We start from the raw sequence: 15921 nt of genomic DNA on the forward strand, positions 1-15921 counted from the left end.
CCGTTGCGCCCCGGGTGCCTGCCCACCACAGCCAAAACAGTAATGCCGCAAAGAGACCCATTTGAGGAAGTAAACGCTATGACCACACTGCGAATCCACGGTATGACCTGCGCCTCCTGTGCCGACCGCGTCAGAGATGCTCTGGAGGGAATCTCCGGCGTGCACCGGGCGGACGTCTCCTACGCCGGTGGGAAGGCCGAAATGACGGCCGACGCGGCTGTCAGCCGTGAACAAATGCAAGCCGCCGTCGAGGCCCTTGGGTATCAAGCGTCGTTCGAAGTCGCCTCGCTACAACCGCGCCCCGGCCAGCTCGATAAGGCGCTGGGCTGGTTGCGCAGCGACACCGAGGTCGGCAAAAACGGCGACGCGCTACACATTGCAGTCATAGGCAGCGGCGGTGCGGCAATGGCGGCCGCCTTGAAGGCGGTGGAAGCCGGCGCCCGCGTCACTCTGATCGAGCGCGGCACCATCGGCGGCACTTGCGTCAACGTCGGCTGCGTGCCGTCGAAAATCATGATTCGCGCCGCGCATGTGGCTCATTTGCGCCGCGAGAGTCCGTTCGATGACGGAATGCCCGCCACGCCGCCGACCGTCCTGCGCGAGCGGCTGCTCGCGCAACAGCAAGGCCTTGTCGACGAACTGCGTCACGCCAAGTACGAAGGCATTCTGGAGAGCACACCAGCCATCACCGTGCTGCGTGGCACCGCTCGCTTCCAGGACGGCCACACGCTCAGCGTCGAACTGGTCGAGGGGGGCGGGCGCGAAGTCGCGTTCGACCGCTGCCTGATCGCTACCGGCGCCGGTGCGGCCGTGCCGCCGATTCGCGGGCTGCAAGACACCCCCTATTGGACCTCGGAGGAGGCACTGGCCAGCGCCAGTATTCCGCAACGGCTCGCCGTGATCGGCTCATCCGTGGTGGCCTTGGAGCTGGCGCAAGCCTTTGCCCGGCTGGGTAGCCGCGTCACCATCCTGGCGCGCAACTCGCTGTTCTTCCGCGAAGATCCGGCCATCGGCGAGGCGCTGACCGCAGCCTTCCGCATGGAGGGCATCGACGTGCTTGAGCAGACACAAGCCAGTCAGGTGACCCACGCCAACGGCGAATTCGTACTGACCACCAACCACGGTGAACTGCGCGCCGACCAACTGTTCGTCGCCACCGGCCGCACGCCCAACACCCAAAGCCTGAACCTGGAAGCGGCGGGTGTACTGTTGGATGAACGCGGCGCCATTCAGATCGATCAGGGCATGCGCAGTAGCGCAGTGGATATCTATGCAGCCGGCGACTGCACCAACCAGCCGCAGTTCGTCTACGTCGCGGCGGCGGCTGGCACCCGTGCGGCGATCAACATGACCGGCGGCGAAGCTACGCTTAATCTCGATGCCATGCCGGCGGTGGTGTTCACCGATCCGCAGGTGGCCACCGTCGGTTACAGCGAAGCGGAAGCACAGCGCGCAGGCCTCGAAACCGACAGTCGCACGCTGAGCCTGGACAACGTGCCGCGTGCGCTGGCCAACTTCGACACGCGAGGGTTCATCAAGCTGGTCGCCGAAGCGGGTTCTGGTCGGTTGCTCGGCGTGCAGGCGGTGGCCCCGGAAGCGGGCGAGCTGATTCAGACGGCGGTGCTGGCTATTCGCAACCGCATGACCGTGCAGGAGCTGGCCGACCAGTTGTTCCCCTACCTAACCATGGTCGAGGGCCTGAAGCTCGCGGCGCAGACTTTCACCAAGGACGTAAAGCAATTGTCCTGCTGCGCTGGATGAATGGAGAGCACCATGAAATTTGCCCGCTACATTACCGAGATCGCCGAACGTCTCACCCCGACCAACCGGCCCAAAGGTTTTGCGGAGTTCTTGGTCGCGCTACTGGGTGAACTTGCCAAGGGACGCCCGATTTCGCGAACTACGCTTGCCAGGACTCTTGGCTGGCCCGCTGAGCAAGTGGCGGCTGTGCTCGAACAAGCCACCAGTACCGAATACGACAACGATGGGAACATCATCGGCTATGTCCTCACCTTGCGCGAGACGTCGCATGTCTTGGAAATTGACAACCGCCGGCTGTATGCCTGGTGCGCGCTGGACACCCTGATGCTCCCGGCGTTAATCGGCCGTACAGCTCGCGTCTCGTCGCATTGCGCTGCAACTGGAGCACCCGTTTCGCTTACGGTTTCACCCAGCGAGATACAGGCTGTTGAACCTGCCGACGTGGCAGTGTCACTGGTATTGCCGCAGGAGGCGGCCGACGTTCGTCAGTCCTTCTGTTGCCATGTGCATTTCTTCGCATCTATCCCAGCGGCAGAAGATTGGGCCTCCAAGCATCAAGGATTGACTATCGTAAGCGTCCAAGAGGCGTTCGGCGTGGGCCAGGAGCTTAATCGACATCTGTTGCAGACCCTTCCAATGAGAACATCGTGATTGGATTTCGACTCAATGTCCTACGGAGTGGGCATCGGATTTCTCTTTCCGACTTTGATCCGGTGATCCCAGCCATCGCCAAAGTCATAGACCTAGCGGAATGTCCTTTTCCCGTTCAACGCTTTGATCAGAGTCTTGCGGGTCTCCGAGTTCACGGGAGGCCCCCATCCATCGGAGTCGGGAATACCGTAACTCTCACCAGCTATTTCAAACTCATGCAGATGGTCATCGTGCCAGCCCATTGCGATCTGGATCACCGCGTGCAATTTGCCTAAGGTGATGTTCTCGGGCACCGCCACACGGCGCCAGATGGCAGGTTCGATCCACTTCAATTCAATGTGCAGTAGCAACAAATCAGGTTCGGGTTTTGGCAAGCGAACAGTTTTGACCATGGATCAGGCGGCCTCGCAGAGTTCCGTGGAGGCGAGAGAAACGTTCCAGGGCAGCAGTTCGTCGACCCGATTGATCGGGTGGTCGGCGATGCGCTCCAGCACGTGTGTCAAATAGGCTTGCGGGTTCAGGTCGTTGAGTTTGGCTGAACCCACCAGGCTGTAAATCGCAGCCGCTCGTTCGCCGCCGGCGTTGGAACCGACGAACAGATAATTTTTTCTGCCTAGCGCGACAGCACGTAGCGCGCGTTCGGCAGCGTTGTTGTCGATCTCAATTCGCCCGTCATCGCAATAGCGCACCAAGGCCTGCCACCGATTGAGGGCATAGAGAATCGCACCGCCCAATGCCGATGTTTTCGACAGTTGAGTCAGCGTCTGGTTGAGCCATGCGTGGAGTTGTTCCAGCAGCGGACTGGCTCGGCTTTGCCGAACCACTTTTCGCAGGTTGGGCGGTTGCCCTCGAATCTCGCTTTCGATGGCATACAGGGCCGCAATCCGTTGCAGCGCCTCGGCGGCAAGTGGTGAAGCCAGGTCTTTGTAGACCTCGTAAAACTTGCGCCGGGCGTGAGCCCAACACGCCGCTTCCTCAATGGTGCCCGTGGCATATAGTTGAGCAAAACCGGCATAGCCGTCCGCCTGCAAGATCCCGCTGAAGCGCTTGAGATGCGCGCGGGGATGTTGCCCCTTGCGATCCGGCGAGTAGGCAAACCAGACCGCCGCCGGTGTCGCGTCCCCCGTAGGTCGGTCGTCCCGCACGTACGTCCACAGGCGCGCCGATTTGGTCTTGCCGTTGCCCGGCGCGAGCACGCCAATCGGCGTGTCGTCGGCATGGACTTTGTGTCCGCTCATGACGTGGTGCTCAAGGGCGTTGATCAGTGGTCGCAGCAACTGACTGCTCTGGCCAACCCAGTCGGCCAGGGTTGAGCGCTCCAGCTCCACGCCCTCACGGGCGTAGATCTCGGACTGCCGATACAACGGCAAATGATCGACAAACTTCGAGACCAGCACATGGGCCAACAACCCTGGGCCGGCAAGACCTCGGGCGATCGGGCGACTCGGTGCCGGCACCTGGGCGAAGTGCTCGCAGCAGCGGCAAACCCACTTCGGACGGACATGGCGAATGACTTTGAAACGTGCCGGAACGTACTCCAGCACTTCGGACACATCCTCACCTAAATGGCGAAGCGTCCCACCGCAGCCAGTGCATTGCGACTCGGGCTGATGAACGTGGGTTTCGCGAGGTAGGTGTTCAGGCAATGGTTTACGGCGCGAAACTGCGCGAGGTGCCGGCTCGACTGGAGGTGTCATTTCGGCTTGGCTGATTTGCAGCTCATCAAGGCTCAACTGGAGCTGGTCGATCATCGCTTCCAGTTGCTCGGAGCTGCGACCGAACTGCGTACGACGCAGCTTGGCGATCATCATCTTCAAGCGCTCAATCTCTGCGTGCTGGGCAGCGATCAGCGCCTTCAAGGCTTGAAGATCATTCGGCAGGGAGTCGGTCACGAGGGTCATGCCCGAATATTACTGGGGATTTTTTCAGCGCGGCAAGTCAGACCGCGAGGACGGGTGCTGTACGAATTGGCCGGCGCCAATCAATGCCCTCCAACAGCATCGACAACTGCGCGGTCGTCAGCGACACGCTGCCGCTGGTTGCTTGCGGCCAGACAAAGCGTCCTTGCTCCAACCGTTTGCAAAACAGGCACAAGCCGTCGCCATCCCACCACAACAGTTTGATCCGGTCACCACGCCGTCCGCGAAAGGCGAAGATCTGACCGGAGAAGGGATCGGCTTCCAGTTGAGTCTGCACCATGGCCGCCAAACCGTCGAAGCCACGACGCATGTCCGTGACGCCAGCGGCGATCCAGATACGGGTTCCAGCGGGAGGGGCAATCATCGCACTAACTGCTGCAAGACGAGTTGCAGCGTCTGCGGGTCTGGTGCTCCGGTGATACGCAACTTGGCTTTTCCTACCTCAACTGCGATCTCGGAATGACACTCTGCCTGTGGCTGGAAGACTGGCGGCAGATCCATTGGCGCCTCGATCACCTGGACTGGCAAAAACGAAGCACTCTGGCTGACCGGGCCGAATAGCCCTTCTTGGTATTGCTGCCGCCAGCGAAAGACCAGATTGGCATTGACGTCATGTTCGCGAGCGATCAATGACACGGAGGCGCCAGGCTGGAAGGTGGCCTCGACGACTTGGCGTTTAAAGTCCAGCGGAAAGTTGGGGCGGCGACCGGCTCGACGGGCTGGGGCAACTGTATCCAAGATAGTGTCCACTAAAAAATGGTGTCCACTATCTTGGCCAATTTGGAGGGCTGTCAGGAGAGGGTGCTGGCCGGACGGTTACTTAAGAGCAACGGTAAAAGCTAATTAGCTTGAACTCCCTATAAGGGGATCTCCCTTGCGCGGGCGCACAGGTGCCGCACATCCTTGACAATTGTTAATAGACTGTCGGGCTGACTGTAGATGCCAACACAGAACTGACCCACGTGCTGGCGCAAGACTGCCCCACCCCAAGCAGCAGAAATCCAGCGTTGGCAATGGTTCTCGAGGAATCAGACTGGGTCAGTGACATATCGGCAACTGGTTCAATTCGGCGTCAGCGCCAACAGGCGAGCTACATTGCGGACTGCCAGCGTCCCTGTAGTACATGAATGGGGCATGAGGAGAGAGCTTAAGAGCCCCAGTTATACAACCAGGTTGGATGAGCTTTGGACCATTGGAGCGGGCTCATCTTGGTCACGCTAGCTTCCGGCGCCACAAAATTCGCGTATTTGCCATGGACACCACGTGATCCATTTCTGTGAAAAATGCGTGTGGTCTATGGACATCGGACACCTGATCTAAACCCTGACAAATATTCATCCAAACCGATGTCCATGGGTTGACATCTTTCCTTTAAATCGATGAGGCATTTGCCGATCTGACCGGCATGCCGGAATCACTGGAACATCTTTCCAGAACACTGCAAAGCGAGATCAAACAGAAAACCGGCATACCCGTGGGCATCGGTATCGCCGGCACTAAAACCTTGGCCAAGTTAGCCAACCATGCCGCCAAGCGCTGGCAACGACAAACCGGCGGTGTGGTTGATCTACGAGACCCTCTGCGCCGCGACAAACTGCTCAAGGTCATACCAGTAGAGGATGTCTGGGGCATCGGCAGGCGCATGCAGGTACACCTCAACGCACTGGGCATTAAAACCGCCTGGGATCTAGCCAGTAGTGACGCCTGGGAACTGCGCAAGCGCTTCAATGTGATCGTCGAGAAAACTGCACGCGAGCTGCGCGGTACTGCCTGCTTAGAACTTGAAGAGGCCGCGCCGGCCAAGCAGGAAATCTGCTGCAGTAGATCGTTTGGAAAACGCTTGAAGACCATCGAGCCAATTCAGGAAGCCGTAACCGCATACGCCACCCGAGCAGCTGAGAAACTGCGCCAGCAGGGCTCACTGTGCCGGCAGATTCGCGTCAGCCTGCGCACCGGCATGTTCAACCCCACTGAGGCCAAATATGCCAATGGCCTACTTTGCCAACTGCCCTACCCGACCGACGACACGCGCCTAATCATTGCAGCAGCCAGAGAAGGCATAAGCCGGCTGTACCGGGATGGATTTAGCTACGCCAAAGCCCAGGTACTGCTTCTAGATTTGTGCCGACGAAATGAGTACACGCAGGATCTATTTGCACCTGAGCAACCAGTAAAGGCTGAACGGTTAATGAGCGCGCTAGACGCTATCAACAGGCGATGGGGACGCGGAACACTGCAGCCTGGCCGTATAGCCAAACCAACAGAGTGGAGCATGCGCAGGGAAATGCTTTCACCTGCGTACACCACTCAGTGGAAGTCGTTATTGGTAGTGAAGGCTCGATAAACCAGCTTCCTTAGCAGCTACCTCCTGCCCTAAGACCAGCGACCAACGCCACAGATTGGCTGCCGGAGATTTCTACGCTGACCAAACGAGCGCGGACCCGGAGGATTATTCGAAAGGGTTAGTCCTGTGGGTACGCGTAACTGGATAGTCCACTCATCTGCCAGCGTTGCAACGTCATACCCTGAAGAGTTCGTATAGAACCAGTGGAAGTGAATTCTCCGGGCCAGCTCATCAAAAGTCTGTCTAGTGGAAAGACAACGATCAAGATCCTCGTCATAGCCAGCCACACCCAATGGACTGAACTCAACGCCGGCATCGCTGCAGGCTTTCCAGAAAACGTCGATGTATGGGCATGAACCCAAGCCCTGCATGTAAAGCTGATTCCAAGCTACTGGATCTGGAAAACACGAGTAGAAACCACCTGGCTTGGATGAGGCCAGTGCGGCGTCAGTACCGCCACTATGAGCGCGACTAAGTAACTGGGCTTACTATCGCCGACAATAGTTCGCACAAGCCCCCGGATGGAGTCCGGTGCGCCATTGATGTTCCACTGCTGATCCATAAGTCTCCCAGCTCGATAGGTGAGCATCCCCGATCCTAGAACGTCGAACCAATGATGGCAAAGCATCACTGGCTCGCACTAGCAGTATCAAAAGGAATTACCCCCGACTGGTATCAAATCCACGCTGACGATCACCGAAGGACTTCGTAGCGACCTTGCACAGGTAGCTGGCTCGATGGAACAGCACTGGTAGCTCATCTATCTCACCACGACGGACGTGCCGGTCGACTCGGTATTCAGCATTCTTCGGAATGTGTACCAACCCCTCCACCTGGCCGACTGCTACCCCCAATGCACCAGCCCAGGATTCTTCTATGCGGCTGATCATGTTGACCCTCTCTGACCCCAACCGTCCTACCGTGTAATAGGCGTCCCGGTTCAAGAGGATGAGCAGATGGTAATGCTGCTTACCGCCCTGACCGGTCTCCCTCGACCAGACGTACCTGACCTTACAGCCACGAGCGTAGCCACGTTCACCCACCCTCTCCTGGTGATACTGAATCTTCTTCGTGAAGGACTCAAAGAACTTGCTGATGACCTGGTTGGTATAGGCGTAGTCCTGCAGTTCGAGACCCTGTGGCAAGCGGAGATCCACCCTAAACGCCAACATTCTCGGGTACTCAACCATGGCCAACTCGATGGTGTGCATCAGAGCAGACAGGTACTCCCGGATGAACGGCCCCTTGTCGATCTGCAGAGGTAGACCTTCGAAGCTATCTCCGTAGTGCAGGCTGAGGTTGTTGTTGTCGGGGTGACGGAGTGGGTTGCGGTTGGTGGAAGCAGTGTTGTTGGACATGGCTATGATCTCTTAGTGGTGAGTTTCATAAGCTATGTCGATGTGTATTTTTTTAACCGTTACCGCTTGCCGACCCAGCCACCCTGGACCGGGTGCATGTTGGTGTAGTCCATGTGAGTTGAACAGGTAGCTGATCTTCCATGGCGTGCTAGGCACCTACTAACCGTGGTGGCAGTACCGATGGATGAAGTGGGTAGGCCTCATCGGGCGATGCTTGCTACAGACCAACTGGATAGAAACCCTTTGGGTGGTAGGGCTATAAAAGCATAATACCCGCACCGCAAATGACTAGCCCGACAGGATCAGGGAAAGTCATCCCTACCACCAAGCAAGAGTGTCATTTTCCGCTGGAACCTTATTCCGGAAAAAAACCAGAGCGTGAGTCCATGACTAGGAGCCTATTCCGAATCAGCCTAAGCAATGGGGAACAACGCCGTTCCAGCTTTCTGGAGAGCGCCTAGCAGCCTGTATCAGCCAGTCGTGCACCTCACTTTAAAGCCAGCAGAGAACACCGAAACCATGTAGTCCCCGCCTAAGTTGCAACGACTTAAAAGGGCACATCGTCATCAAATGCATCCAGGTGGCCCGGCTGACCCGGCAGGGGCATTTGCATGACATCCTGCCCCGCGCCAACCGGAAGCGGTGGTACAGGGGGGGCCTCTGCTTCTTGTCGGTCAGCATCGAAAATCATCCGCCCAGGCACCCTAACCTCTGCCCATGCGCCAAACTCAGCGTCACCTGAACGAGGCTTAGGTGACGCATCAGGGGCTCGAAGGAGTGTAGGCATTGAGATGCTGCCGCCAAAAACGATGGCTGTTTGGCGGGGCAACCCAGCAATCCGCCTGATTTCACGTCGATCGGCCCATTCACTCGCAGACTGGATTGCAGCCAAGTCTTTCTCTGAGGTCAACCGAAAAGACACCCAGTTATTGCACTGTGAAAGCACCGTCGGAGAAATCTCTGAAGGCCTTTGCGTGCTAAGCCATAGAGCGAGTCCAAATTTACGGCCCTCTTTGGCAAGGCGCTCATACGCCAGTGAGTTATCCCCGGCTTCCTCACCGGACCCTATGGGCCGCAAATAATGGTGAGCCTCTTCCAAGACCAGCAAAGTCGGGACTTTGTTGTCTTGTCCGCGCCGAAAAAGTTCGTACGCATAGAGCTCCAGCAGGGACCCCAATATAAATGGCGTGAGGTCATGAGACAGGTGCCGGAGGTTAATTATGTGTACCCGCCAAGGCTCCTCCTGGCCTCCAAATATTTGCTCGACAAGGTTAGTGGACTCCCTAGTCCAACTAAGTCCTTGCCCATCGACACCTGGTCCGCCCTCGACATTCACAGCGTCCCGAAACATTGGGTCTTCTGCAAACCTATGAATCCGCGTAACCAGTGGCGACACATTGGAATAGCTGAAGGCGTTCCGTTCTACGCCATTTTGCCGTGCAGGCTGCAAGCTATGACTTTCTGCAACAAGCGCAGCTAGCGCAGCCATATTGGGCCAATGCATTGCACTGACAGCTAGGCCATTGCGTATGCTTTGGATTCGCTCTTCCGCTGCATCCGCACCGTGCTGACGACAATCGTCGAACAGGTAAGCCGCCTGGTCGGTCGCAAGGCCCGCGCCTCTTTGCTGCGGAAACCATCGAACTTGATGAAGGTGCTCAAGCGCAAAGGTTAATGCCGGCCGTTGAGTTTTCTCGCTAGGGATCAGCAACCGGTGGAGCCCGTACCGGCCAAGCGCATAGTAGGGAATCTTGAACCCGTTCTCCCCCCCGCCTATGGTGGTGCACTTAACTGCATCCGCAGGCAAGTCTGGAAGGTTCAACGCATCCTCGTACTCACCGTTGATGTCAAAAATGACTACACGCGCACCCGGCAAGCGAACAATTTGCTGAAGGACTGCCGCAGTAAAGCAGCTCTTACCCTGTCCGGAGCTACCCAGCACTGCCACGTGCCTAGAAATAAGACTTTCCAAATCGACATAGAGACTACCGCCGCCGCGAAGATCATCCCCAAGCTTGATCGGCACGCCGCCTTGGAGATCGCTCCCAAGGATGGCCGTCAGCTCCTCAGTAGTCAGCGGGAAGGCCTCTGCGCCAAGTGGCGGCGTGGCCAGCGAGTCACTTATGAAGCAGGCCTTCCCGGCCTCCCTGGTCAACCTGCCGACCACTATTCCTGAAATATTGCGCAGAGGTTCGCTTTGGTGGGTACTGGACCCGACGCCAAGGCGGTGCGCCTCTCGCGGCTCATCAAAGCTCAATGAAACTACTTTCATCACAAGTGCCCGACTGCCTGAGTCGAGCACTAGCAGACTACCAACCTCAGTAACAGTTGATAGTCCTTGGGCATGCGATGCAAGCTGCCCACGATGCATATCCAGCAAGTTTAGAGTGACGTCTGAGCCTTCGATCTTGACTACATACCCAACGGGGAGACGACTTCTCATATGCCACCCTCATCGTCATGCTGTAAGCGCTTTAACGTTTCCGCAAAACGGCGCATTTCATCATCATAGAGCAATGGATCAGGTAAATGCCGGGCCAGGGAATCGATATATGCGTGCGCTCCGCCGCCTCCTACTACTGTTACCCTTGGGTTGTTCAGCGATAGCAACTTGCGAAGTGCAGGCGGCAAATCAGCAGCAGCGGGGTCACCATTGAAACCTGATGAGTATATGACCAACTGCAGGGTCGGATTCAGGAGCGCAGATCGAATAAGCCGATTGATATGTTCATCGCCAAACCCATACCCACAGAGGATTAAACATGTCTGAGGCTTGGACATGAACTCGGCAAATCTGCGAAATAACTCCCCTAGAACGTAGCCAACGGTATCCATGTACTTGGCTGCTCTTGGCATCACCATAAGCCCAAGCTCAGCACCATCGCGCGCCTCTAGAAAGGCCTTAATCCGCTGGTGGGCCAACGATGCGGGAATCTCAAAAACTTCTCCCCGCTCTTCTCTCCAAGTTAGAGAGCCATGCAACTTCGCCAGGTAGATGTTGTAGACCCCAAACCTTGCCTCCCCACGTGCCTGTGTGTTCCGAAATCCCAGGTCAAAGCTCTGCGGTGAAAATCGTCGGGTATGGACGCCTAGAAAACCGTTTGATACCTGTAAGTCAATTGACTCGGCCGCCCATTCAATCGCGAGGTCATAGTTGGTGGTGAATACCCAAGGCGAAGATTGTCCTGGCTGTCTCGCAGAAACCAGCTTTTGCAAAATCGTTCTCTGACTCGCGAGCCCAGCATCGTCCACCTCCACGCCACTGGATGAAGTCCACCACCCGCCCTGCAGGAGCGCAGCTTCCACGACTTTTCTATCTAAAGCGGCGCGAGCAGTCCTCAAGTCTTCAAGTGTCTCCAGGTCTTCTTCCTGCCATTTATCAAGCCCAACCAATTCCTCGACATCACTAAGTCCGCCTGTTTTTCTGGTCAGATCAGAGAGCGCCACTTCTAGGCTGTCTATGAGGCGCTCAATGTTCGGTAGCTCAGGTTCCTCTTGGCGAGCAGCCGCCGCGTCAAGGAAGCCATGCTCAACCATCCACGCAGCGTCATTGGGGCACTGTTCTACAAATGTCCGCCACAACGCTGCCATCGTCTGTCCGCCAGCAGCCACAGACGCCCCCGCCCCAAGCAATAGGCCCACATTTTCCAAACGGAGAAGGGATGCTAGATGAGCCTGAAGCTCAACTTCATCGTTTAAGAGTGCAGCTCCACGCATTGCTACAAAAGGCATCCTGACCCCCTAGAAAATCACCATTCATTGGCACATTGATCCAAAGCGATCCTTTGCCAGCCACCTTGGCCATCGAAACTAGACCGACGCTACTAAATAGCCACCAAGCTGTCCACGCGGCCGGCTGGGGGGGAACAGCCGCATCCGGGCAACCTTTCACTGACTTTTCAGTTAGCGTCGATGACGTAATTGCTGGTGTGCTGAATTAGGTAAGGTGGAAAGGGATTTACGACTAGATTGATAGTGGCGTTTTGTTACTATCGTCTAAAAGTAGGCTGCTCTGTACTGGGAACTCGGCTAAGACCACGGAGGAGCGGAAGCATCGAGTCTCGATGCTGAGACCCCTGCTGGTAGTGCTAGCTTGGGCTATGAGCACTCGAAGTCCTGCCGAAAAAACTGACATAAGGACATGGGTATGGCAGAGGCTTCCACCGATGAGTATTCCGCTGGTGAGCAGGGGCTGGGGTATATCTATCAGCCACGTTTCGCCTTGCTCAAACTCTTGCAGCTACCAGAGAACACATCGGTCCTTATTGAGAAGGACGATGACCTCGACTTTATTGATCAAGACGGCGTCAAGACACTCGCTTCTCTCAAGCATAAGGCGGTTGGTGATCGCTTGAGCGACCTATCCACTGACTTCTGGAAGTCGGTCCGTATCTGGCTGGCACGCTACAACCGCGATGGGCGCAGCGAAGCTAATATTCGTTTCTTTCTGTTTACGACGGGTGCTGTCTCAGAGCATTCGTTCCTGCAGAATTTTCTTCTCAACCCACCGCCCAACGAAGATGGCACTGCTTCGTTAGCAAAACTCGCGGACGACGCTCTTGCGGCGACAAAGTCGAAACTCATTGTCCCAATAGCCGCAGAATTCAATGCGCTCAGTGATGATGAAAAGGAGGACTTTCTTTCTCGTATTGTCATATTCGACAAAAGCCCTCGAATCGCTGATGTGCCAACGATCATTAAAGATCAGCACATGCGTAGCATTCGGCGCGAGTTCAGGGATGCTCTTTTCGAGCGACTTGAGGGGTGGTGGAATGACGTTGTTGTGAATCTTTTGACTGGCAAGCGTGCAGAAGCGATCTACGGCTACGAAATTTCGGACAAGCTGTCTGCGTTCGCTGAAGAATACAAGTCTGACAATCTGCCCATCACCTTTCGAGGAAAGGCACCTGCAGGTGAAATCGATGCGGAGAACGATCCTCGACTTTTCGTTGTGCAGTTACGCGAAATCGGCATTGCTTCGAACAGAATCCGCAATGCCATCCTGGACTACTACAGAGCCTTCGAACAGCGCTCAGCGTGGGCGCGCGAAAACCTTCTAGTCTTGGACGAAATGGAAGAGTACGAAGACCGGCTAGTTGATGAGTGGAGCCGTTACAGGGACGTTGTCTTTGAAGACCTCAATGAGGAAAGCGCCGACGCAGTTCTCTTAAGCGCTGGCAGGGCGCTGTACCAGTGGGCTGACATCGAAAGCGGCAACATCGGTTCACTTCGCATCCGAGAGCGTGTTACAGAACCCTATGTTGTTCGTGGTGGCTTCCATATTCTCGCGAATACCCGTCCGTTTCCACGAGTTTACTGGCATCCCCGCTTCATGAGCCGCGTCGGCTCCTTGTTAGGAGCGACTGAATGAAACGGTGGGATCAACGACCTTTTGAAGTGCGAAATCTATTCAACCCGGCTTTCTGTGGCCTGACTCTCTTCAGGGCAATGCAGGGCTATGAAGAAGAGAACACCGATGGCATGCCATTCTCACTCTTGCTGCTCGTACTGCCTCTATGCCTGCACAAAGACTCTCGTGAAGTGATTGCAGGCAGCTCTCGTAGCTATCTCCTGAAAACTGTCGAAAAGAACCCTCAGCTGTTGGTTGGTTTTGCTGGTCGCACAAGTGATCTGATGCCTTATGCACTCGAATCGTTAGGCTTTCTGATGGAGCGAGGTTGCTTTTTCGTCTCCCCGGATGGCCGATTGAAAACCATACCTGACAAGGTGCGCAAATCAGTCACCGGCACAAACGAATCCATCTCCTGCCAGCGCGTCGCACGCATCATTGGAAAAGAGTTCGCTCGCATTGCGGATCGCGCGACGGTGTACACGACTTTCGGAATACGGCCATGAAAATCAAGTCCATTCATATCTACAGTCATGATGGTCAGCGTCGAGACCTGGAATTCAAGGTATCCGGGCTTAACGTAATTACCGGCCGATCATCAACCGGGAAGTCCGCACTTTCAGAGATCATCGAATACTGCATGGGGCGTTCGACCTTCAACGTCCCGGAAGGGATCATCCGCGACAAAGTGGCATGGTTTGCCGTGATTTATCAGTTTCAGCAGGAACAAGTGCTGATCGCCAAACCTACCCCGAGTGCCGGTGCCACGAGTTGCAGCACCGTGATGCAGCGTCGGGGAAATAATCTGACGATTCCTGACTTTGAAGAACTACTGGCCAATAGCGACGATGAAGCGGTTGTTGTCCTCCTGTCACGACTACTGGGAATTCCAGAGAATCGCACCGATGTCGCGATCGAACACAGCAGGGCGAGTTATGACGCGAACGTCAAGCACACGTTCTACTATCTGTTCCAGAAGCAAGGCCTGATCGCCAACAAGGATCAGCTTTTTTATCGTCAGAATGAAGCCTTCCAACCGCAAGCAATCCGCGACACGCTGCCGATCCTCCTCGGCGTATCTTCCAGTGATCGATATGAACTCGAAGCCAAACTCCGTGCAGCTCAGCGAGAGTTAAAGCTCAACGCGAAGCTTCTTGAGCAAGCGCGGGATGCCATTGATACGTCCCAGCAAAAAGGCATCAGCCTTTTCTCAGAGGCCATGGCGGTTGGCATCATTGATACGGCCAGCCAACAGGTCAATGCAGATGGAGTAGTCGGTGCCTTACGGGTTGCGTTGCAATGGCAGCCTGCGGCGATTCCAGATGATGATGGGCACCGTATATCGAGGCTCGAAGAGGAACTCAGTCAGCTACGCAAGGATCGACGGGGGGCGCAAACCAAGATCGACGCAGCTCGTCAGTTCTCGAAGAAGGCCAGTGGTTTCGAAAGCGAGGCAGCCGAACAGAAGGATCGGCTGGCGTCAATTAAGGCCCTTCCCAGAAACCCTCAGACGGGTGAGTGGCAATGGCCGTTCTGTGAGGAAAACCTGGCTTTGGAGTCTCCTGTTGCGAAGGTGCTACTCAACGAGCTAGCGGCTCTGGATACGGAGATGAGCATCGTTGTGGGTCAGCGCCCCAAGCTGGAGGCGTATTTAGCTGAACAGGATGCCAAGGTGCAGGAAGTCGTAGGTGCGATCAAAAACAAGGAGGTGGAGCTTTCTGCCGCGATCGCGGCCAACGAAGTAATCGCGCAACTGGGAACGCGCAATAATGCGGCGGCTCGAGTGGTTGGCCGTATCAGCCTGTTTCTGGAAAACCTGGTTCCCAATGAGGAACTTGCTTCACGCGAGGCGGAACATCGTCGCCTCAAGTTCAAGGTTGAAGAGCTGGAGAAGAAGGTTGGCGCTGATGACAGCAATGAGCGGCTTGCTTCGATTTTGAACAACATCTCCGCGCAGGTATCGCTGTACATTCGGACATTCCAGGCCGAGTTCAGCGCGTTTCCTGCTCGGTTAGATGTCAACCAGCTCACAATCATTTTTGACCGTCCAGATCGCCCAGTACCAATGAGTCGAACTGGTGGGGGTGAAAATCATCTTGCCTATCACCTCTCAGCCCTACTCGCGTTGCATCTCTTTGCAGCTAAGAACAACCGTCCGATTCCTCAGTTCCTGCTGATTGATCAGCCCACCCAGGTCTATTTCCCCTCGGAGAAGGTTTATCAGGAGGCCGACGGTTCAGTTCAGAAAACGGAGGCAGATGCTGATCTAGTTGCAGTTCGCCGACTGTTCGAGCTATTGCTGAAATTTACTCAAGAAGACGTCCCTGGCTTTCAGCTCATCGTGACCGAGCACGCTAATCTTCGCGATCAATGGTTCCAAGACGCTTTGGTTGAGCAGCCATGGACCAAGCCACCGGCCCTGGTGCCGGAGAGCTGGCCCGTGCAATCTCGGTCGTCGTCATGAACCAAAGTACAAAGCCCCTTGATACCCACCGAGGTTCTCGCCAGGAAGAGCCAAGGGCTAGGGATATCCGTAAG

The 15921-nt window shown here is 56.0% G+C and carries 11 protein-coding genes and 3 pseudogenes; 7 read left to right on the plus strand and 7 right to left on the minus strand.

From position 1 onward, the window contains the following. The first annotated feature begins 78 nt into the window (after positions 1-78). Both merA and merB read left to right on the plus strand, forming a co-directional pair. Positions 79-1761, plus strand: a complete 1683-nt coding sequence (gene merA / locus MF6394_RS23395) for a mercury(II) reductase (protein ID WP_003425044.1) — start codon at positions 79-81, stop codon at positions 1759-1761. A 12-nt stretch (positions 1762-1773) separates the two neighbouring features. Next, entirely contained in the window at positions 1774-2412 is a 639-nt protein-coding gene (gene merB / locus MF6394_RS23400) for an organomercurial lyase MerB (protein ID WP_003425042.1), read from the plus strand. Positions 2413-2504: 92 nt separating this feature from the next. Here merB and MF6394_RS23405 read toward each other — a convergent pair whose 3' ends face one another. The 4 genes and pseudogenes from MF6394_RS23405 to MF6394_RS35235 all read right to left on the minus strand — a co-directional run. Beyond that, positions 2505-2804, minus strand: a complete 300-nt coding sequence (locus tag MF6394_RS23405; RefSeq protein WP_003425039.1) for a plasmid pRiA4b ORF-3 family protein — start codon at positions 2802-2804, stop codon at positions 2505-2507. A 3-nt stretch (positions 2805-2807) separates the two neighbouring features. Then, positions 2808-4313 (minus strand): IS66 family transposase, encoded by a 1506-nt coding sequence (gene tnpC, locus MF6394_RS23410; RefSeq protein WP_078467675.1) that lies wholly within the window; start codon positions 4311-4313, stop codon positions 2808-2810. Between the two features lie 37 nt (positions 4314-4350). After that, positions 4351-4695, minus strand: coding sequence for an IS66 family insertion sequence element accessory protein TnpB (tnpB, locus tag MF6394_RS23415; RefSeq protein WP_003425037.1), 345 nt, complete (start codon positions 4693-4695; stop codon positions 4351-4353). After that, a pseudogene (locus MF6394_RS35235) lies at positions 4692-4988 on the minus strand (transposase); the annotation flags it as partial. The pseudogene MF6394_RS35235 and the gene tnpB, both read right to left, overlap by 4 nt. A 429-nt stretch (positions 4989-5417) precedes the next feature. Between MF6394_RS35235 and MF6394_RS34710 the strand changes: the two are divergent. Continuing rightward, a pseudogene (locus MF6394_RS34710) lies at positions 5418-5552 on the plus strand (DUF4113 domain-containing protein); the annotation flags it as partial. 154 nt (positions 5553-5706) lie between these two features. Continuing rightward, positions 5707-6675, plus strand: a pseudogene (locus tag MF6394_RS23430) (DUF4113 domain-containing protein); the annotation flags it as partial. A 659-nt stretch (positions 6676-7334) separates the two neighbouring features. Here MF6394_RS23430 and MF6394_RS23440 read toward each other — a convergent pair. From MF6394_RS23440 to MF6394_RS23450, 3 genes are all read right to left on the minus strand, one after another. Further along, positions 7335-8033 carry an inovirus Gp2 family protein gene (locus tag MF6394_RS23440; RefSeq protein WP_078467680.1) on the minus strand — a complete coding sequence of 233 codons (699 nt, stop codon included), beginning with the start codon at positions 8031-8033 and terminating at the stop codon, positions 7335-7337. Between the two features lie 547 nt (positions 8034-8580). Further along, positions 8581-10476, minus strand: a complete 1896-nt coding sequence (gene herA / locus MF6394_RS23445; protein WP_078467681.1) for an anti-phage-associated helicase HerA — start codon at positions 10474-10476, stop codon at positions 8581-8583. Further along, the gene (locus tag MF6394_RS23450) at positions 10473-11765 is read right to left on the minus strand and encodes an SIR2 family anti-phage-associated protein (protein ID WP_078467682.1); all 1293 of its coding nucleotides are present in this window, start codon (positions 11763-11765) and stop codon (positions 10473-10475) included. Before MF6394_RS23450 ends, herA begins: the two co-directional genes overlap by 4 nt. Positions 11766-12180: 415 nt before the next feature. On the opposite strand from MF6394_RS23450, the gene MF6394_RS23455 reads away from it, so the two are divergent. Genes MF6394_RS23455 through MF6394_RS23465 form a run of 3 tightly spaced genes read left to right on the plus strand, consistent with a single transcriptional unit; the run spans position 12181 to position 15847 of the window. Further along, complete coding sequence (locus MF6394_RS23455) at positions 12181-13404, plus strand: ABC-three component system protein (protein WP_078467683.1); 1224 nt, start codon at positions 12181-12183, stop codon at positions 13402-13404. Next, entirely contained in the window at positions 13401-13889 is a 489-nt protein-coding gene (locus MF6394_RS23460; RefSeq protein WP_078467684.1) for a three component ABC system middle component, read from the plus strand. Before MF6394_RS23455 ends, MF6394_RS23460 begins: the two co-directional genes overlap by 4 nt. Further along, positions 13886-15847, plus strand: coding sequence for a DUF3732 domain-containing protein (locus MF6394_RS23465; protein WP_078467685.1), 1962 nt, complete (start codon positions 13886-13888; stop codon positions 15845-15847). Before MF6394_RS23460 ends, MF6394_RS23465 begins: the two co-directional genes overlap by 4 nt. Positions 15848-15921 lie beyond the last annotated feature (74 nt).

Origin of the sequence: Pseudomonas sp. MF6394 (assembly GCF_002018845.1) — a bacterium.
GTDB lineage: Bacteria > Pseudomonadota > Gammaproteobacteria > Pseudomonadales > Pseudomonadaceae > Aquipseudomonas > Aquipseudomonas lactis.

What these genes read in the sequence shown, in the direction of transcription:
- merA (WP_003425044.1), top strand. Translation starts at nt 79, where the DNA reads ATGACCACACTGCGAATCCACGGTATGACCTGCGCCTCCTGTGCCGAC.
- tnpB (WP_003425037.1), bottom strand. Translation starts at nt 4,695, where the DNA reads ATGATTGCCCCTCCCGCTGGAACCCGTATCTGGATCGCCGCTGGCGTC.
- merB (WP_003425042.1), top strand. Translation starts at nt 1,774, where the DNA reads ATGAAATTTGCCCGCTACATTACCGAGATCGCCGAACGTCTCACCCCG.
- MF6394_RS23450 (WP_078467682.1), bottom strand. Translation starts at nt 11,765, where the DNA reads ATGCCTTTTGTAGCAATGCGTGGAGCTGCACTCTTAAACGATGAAGTT.
- tnpC (WP_078467675.1), bottom strand. Translation starts at nt 4,313, where the DNA reads ATGACCCTCGTGACCGACTCCCTGCCGAATGATCTTCAAGCCTTGAAG.
- herA (WP_078467681.1), bottom strand. Translation starts at nt 10,476, where the DNA reads ATGAGAAGTCGTCTCCCCGTTGGGTATGTAGTCAAGATCGAAGGCTCA.
- MF6394_RS23460 (WP_078467684.1), top strand. Translation starts at nt 13,401, where the DNA reads ATGAAACGGTGGGATCAACGACCTTTTGAAGTGCGAAATCTATTCAAC.
- MF6394_RS23405 (WP_003425039.1), bottom strand. Translation starts at nt 2,804, where the DNA reads ATGGTCAAAACTGTTCGCTTGCCAAAACCCGAACCTGATTTGTTGCTA.
- MF6394_RS23440 (WP_078467680.1), bottom strand. Translation starts at nt 8,033, where the DNA reads ATGTCCAACAACACTGCTTCCACCAACCGCAACCCACTCCGTCACCCC.
- MF6394_RS23465 (WP_078467685.1), top strand. Translation starts at nt 13,886, where the DNA reads ATGAAAATCAAGTCCATTCATATCTACAGTCATGATGGTCAGCGTCGA.
- MF6394_RS23455 (WP_078467683.1), top strand. Translation starts at nt 12,181, where the DNA reads ATGGCAGAGGCTTCCACCGATGAGTATTCCGCTGGTGAGCAGGGGCTG.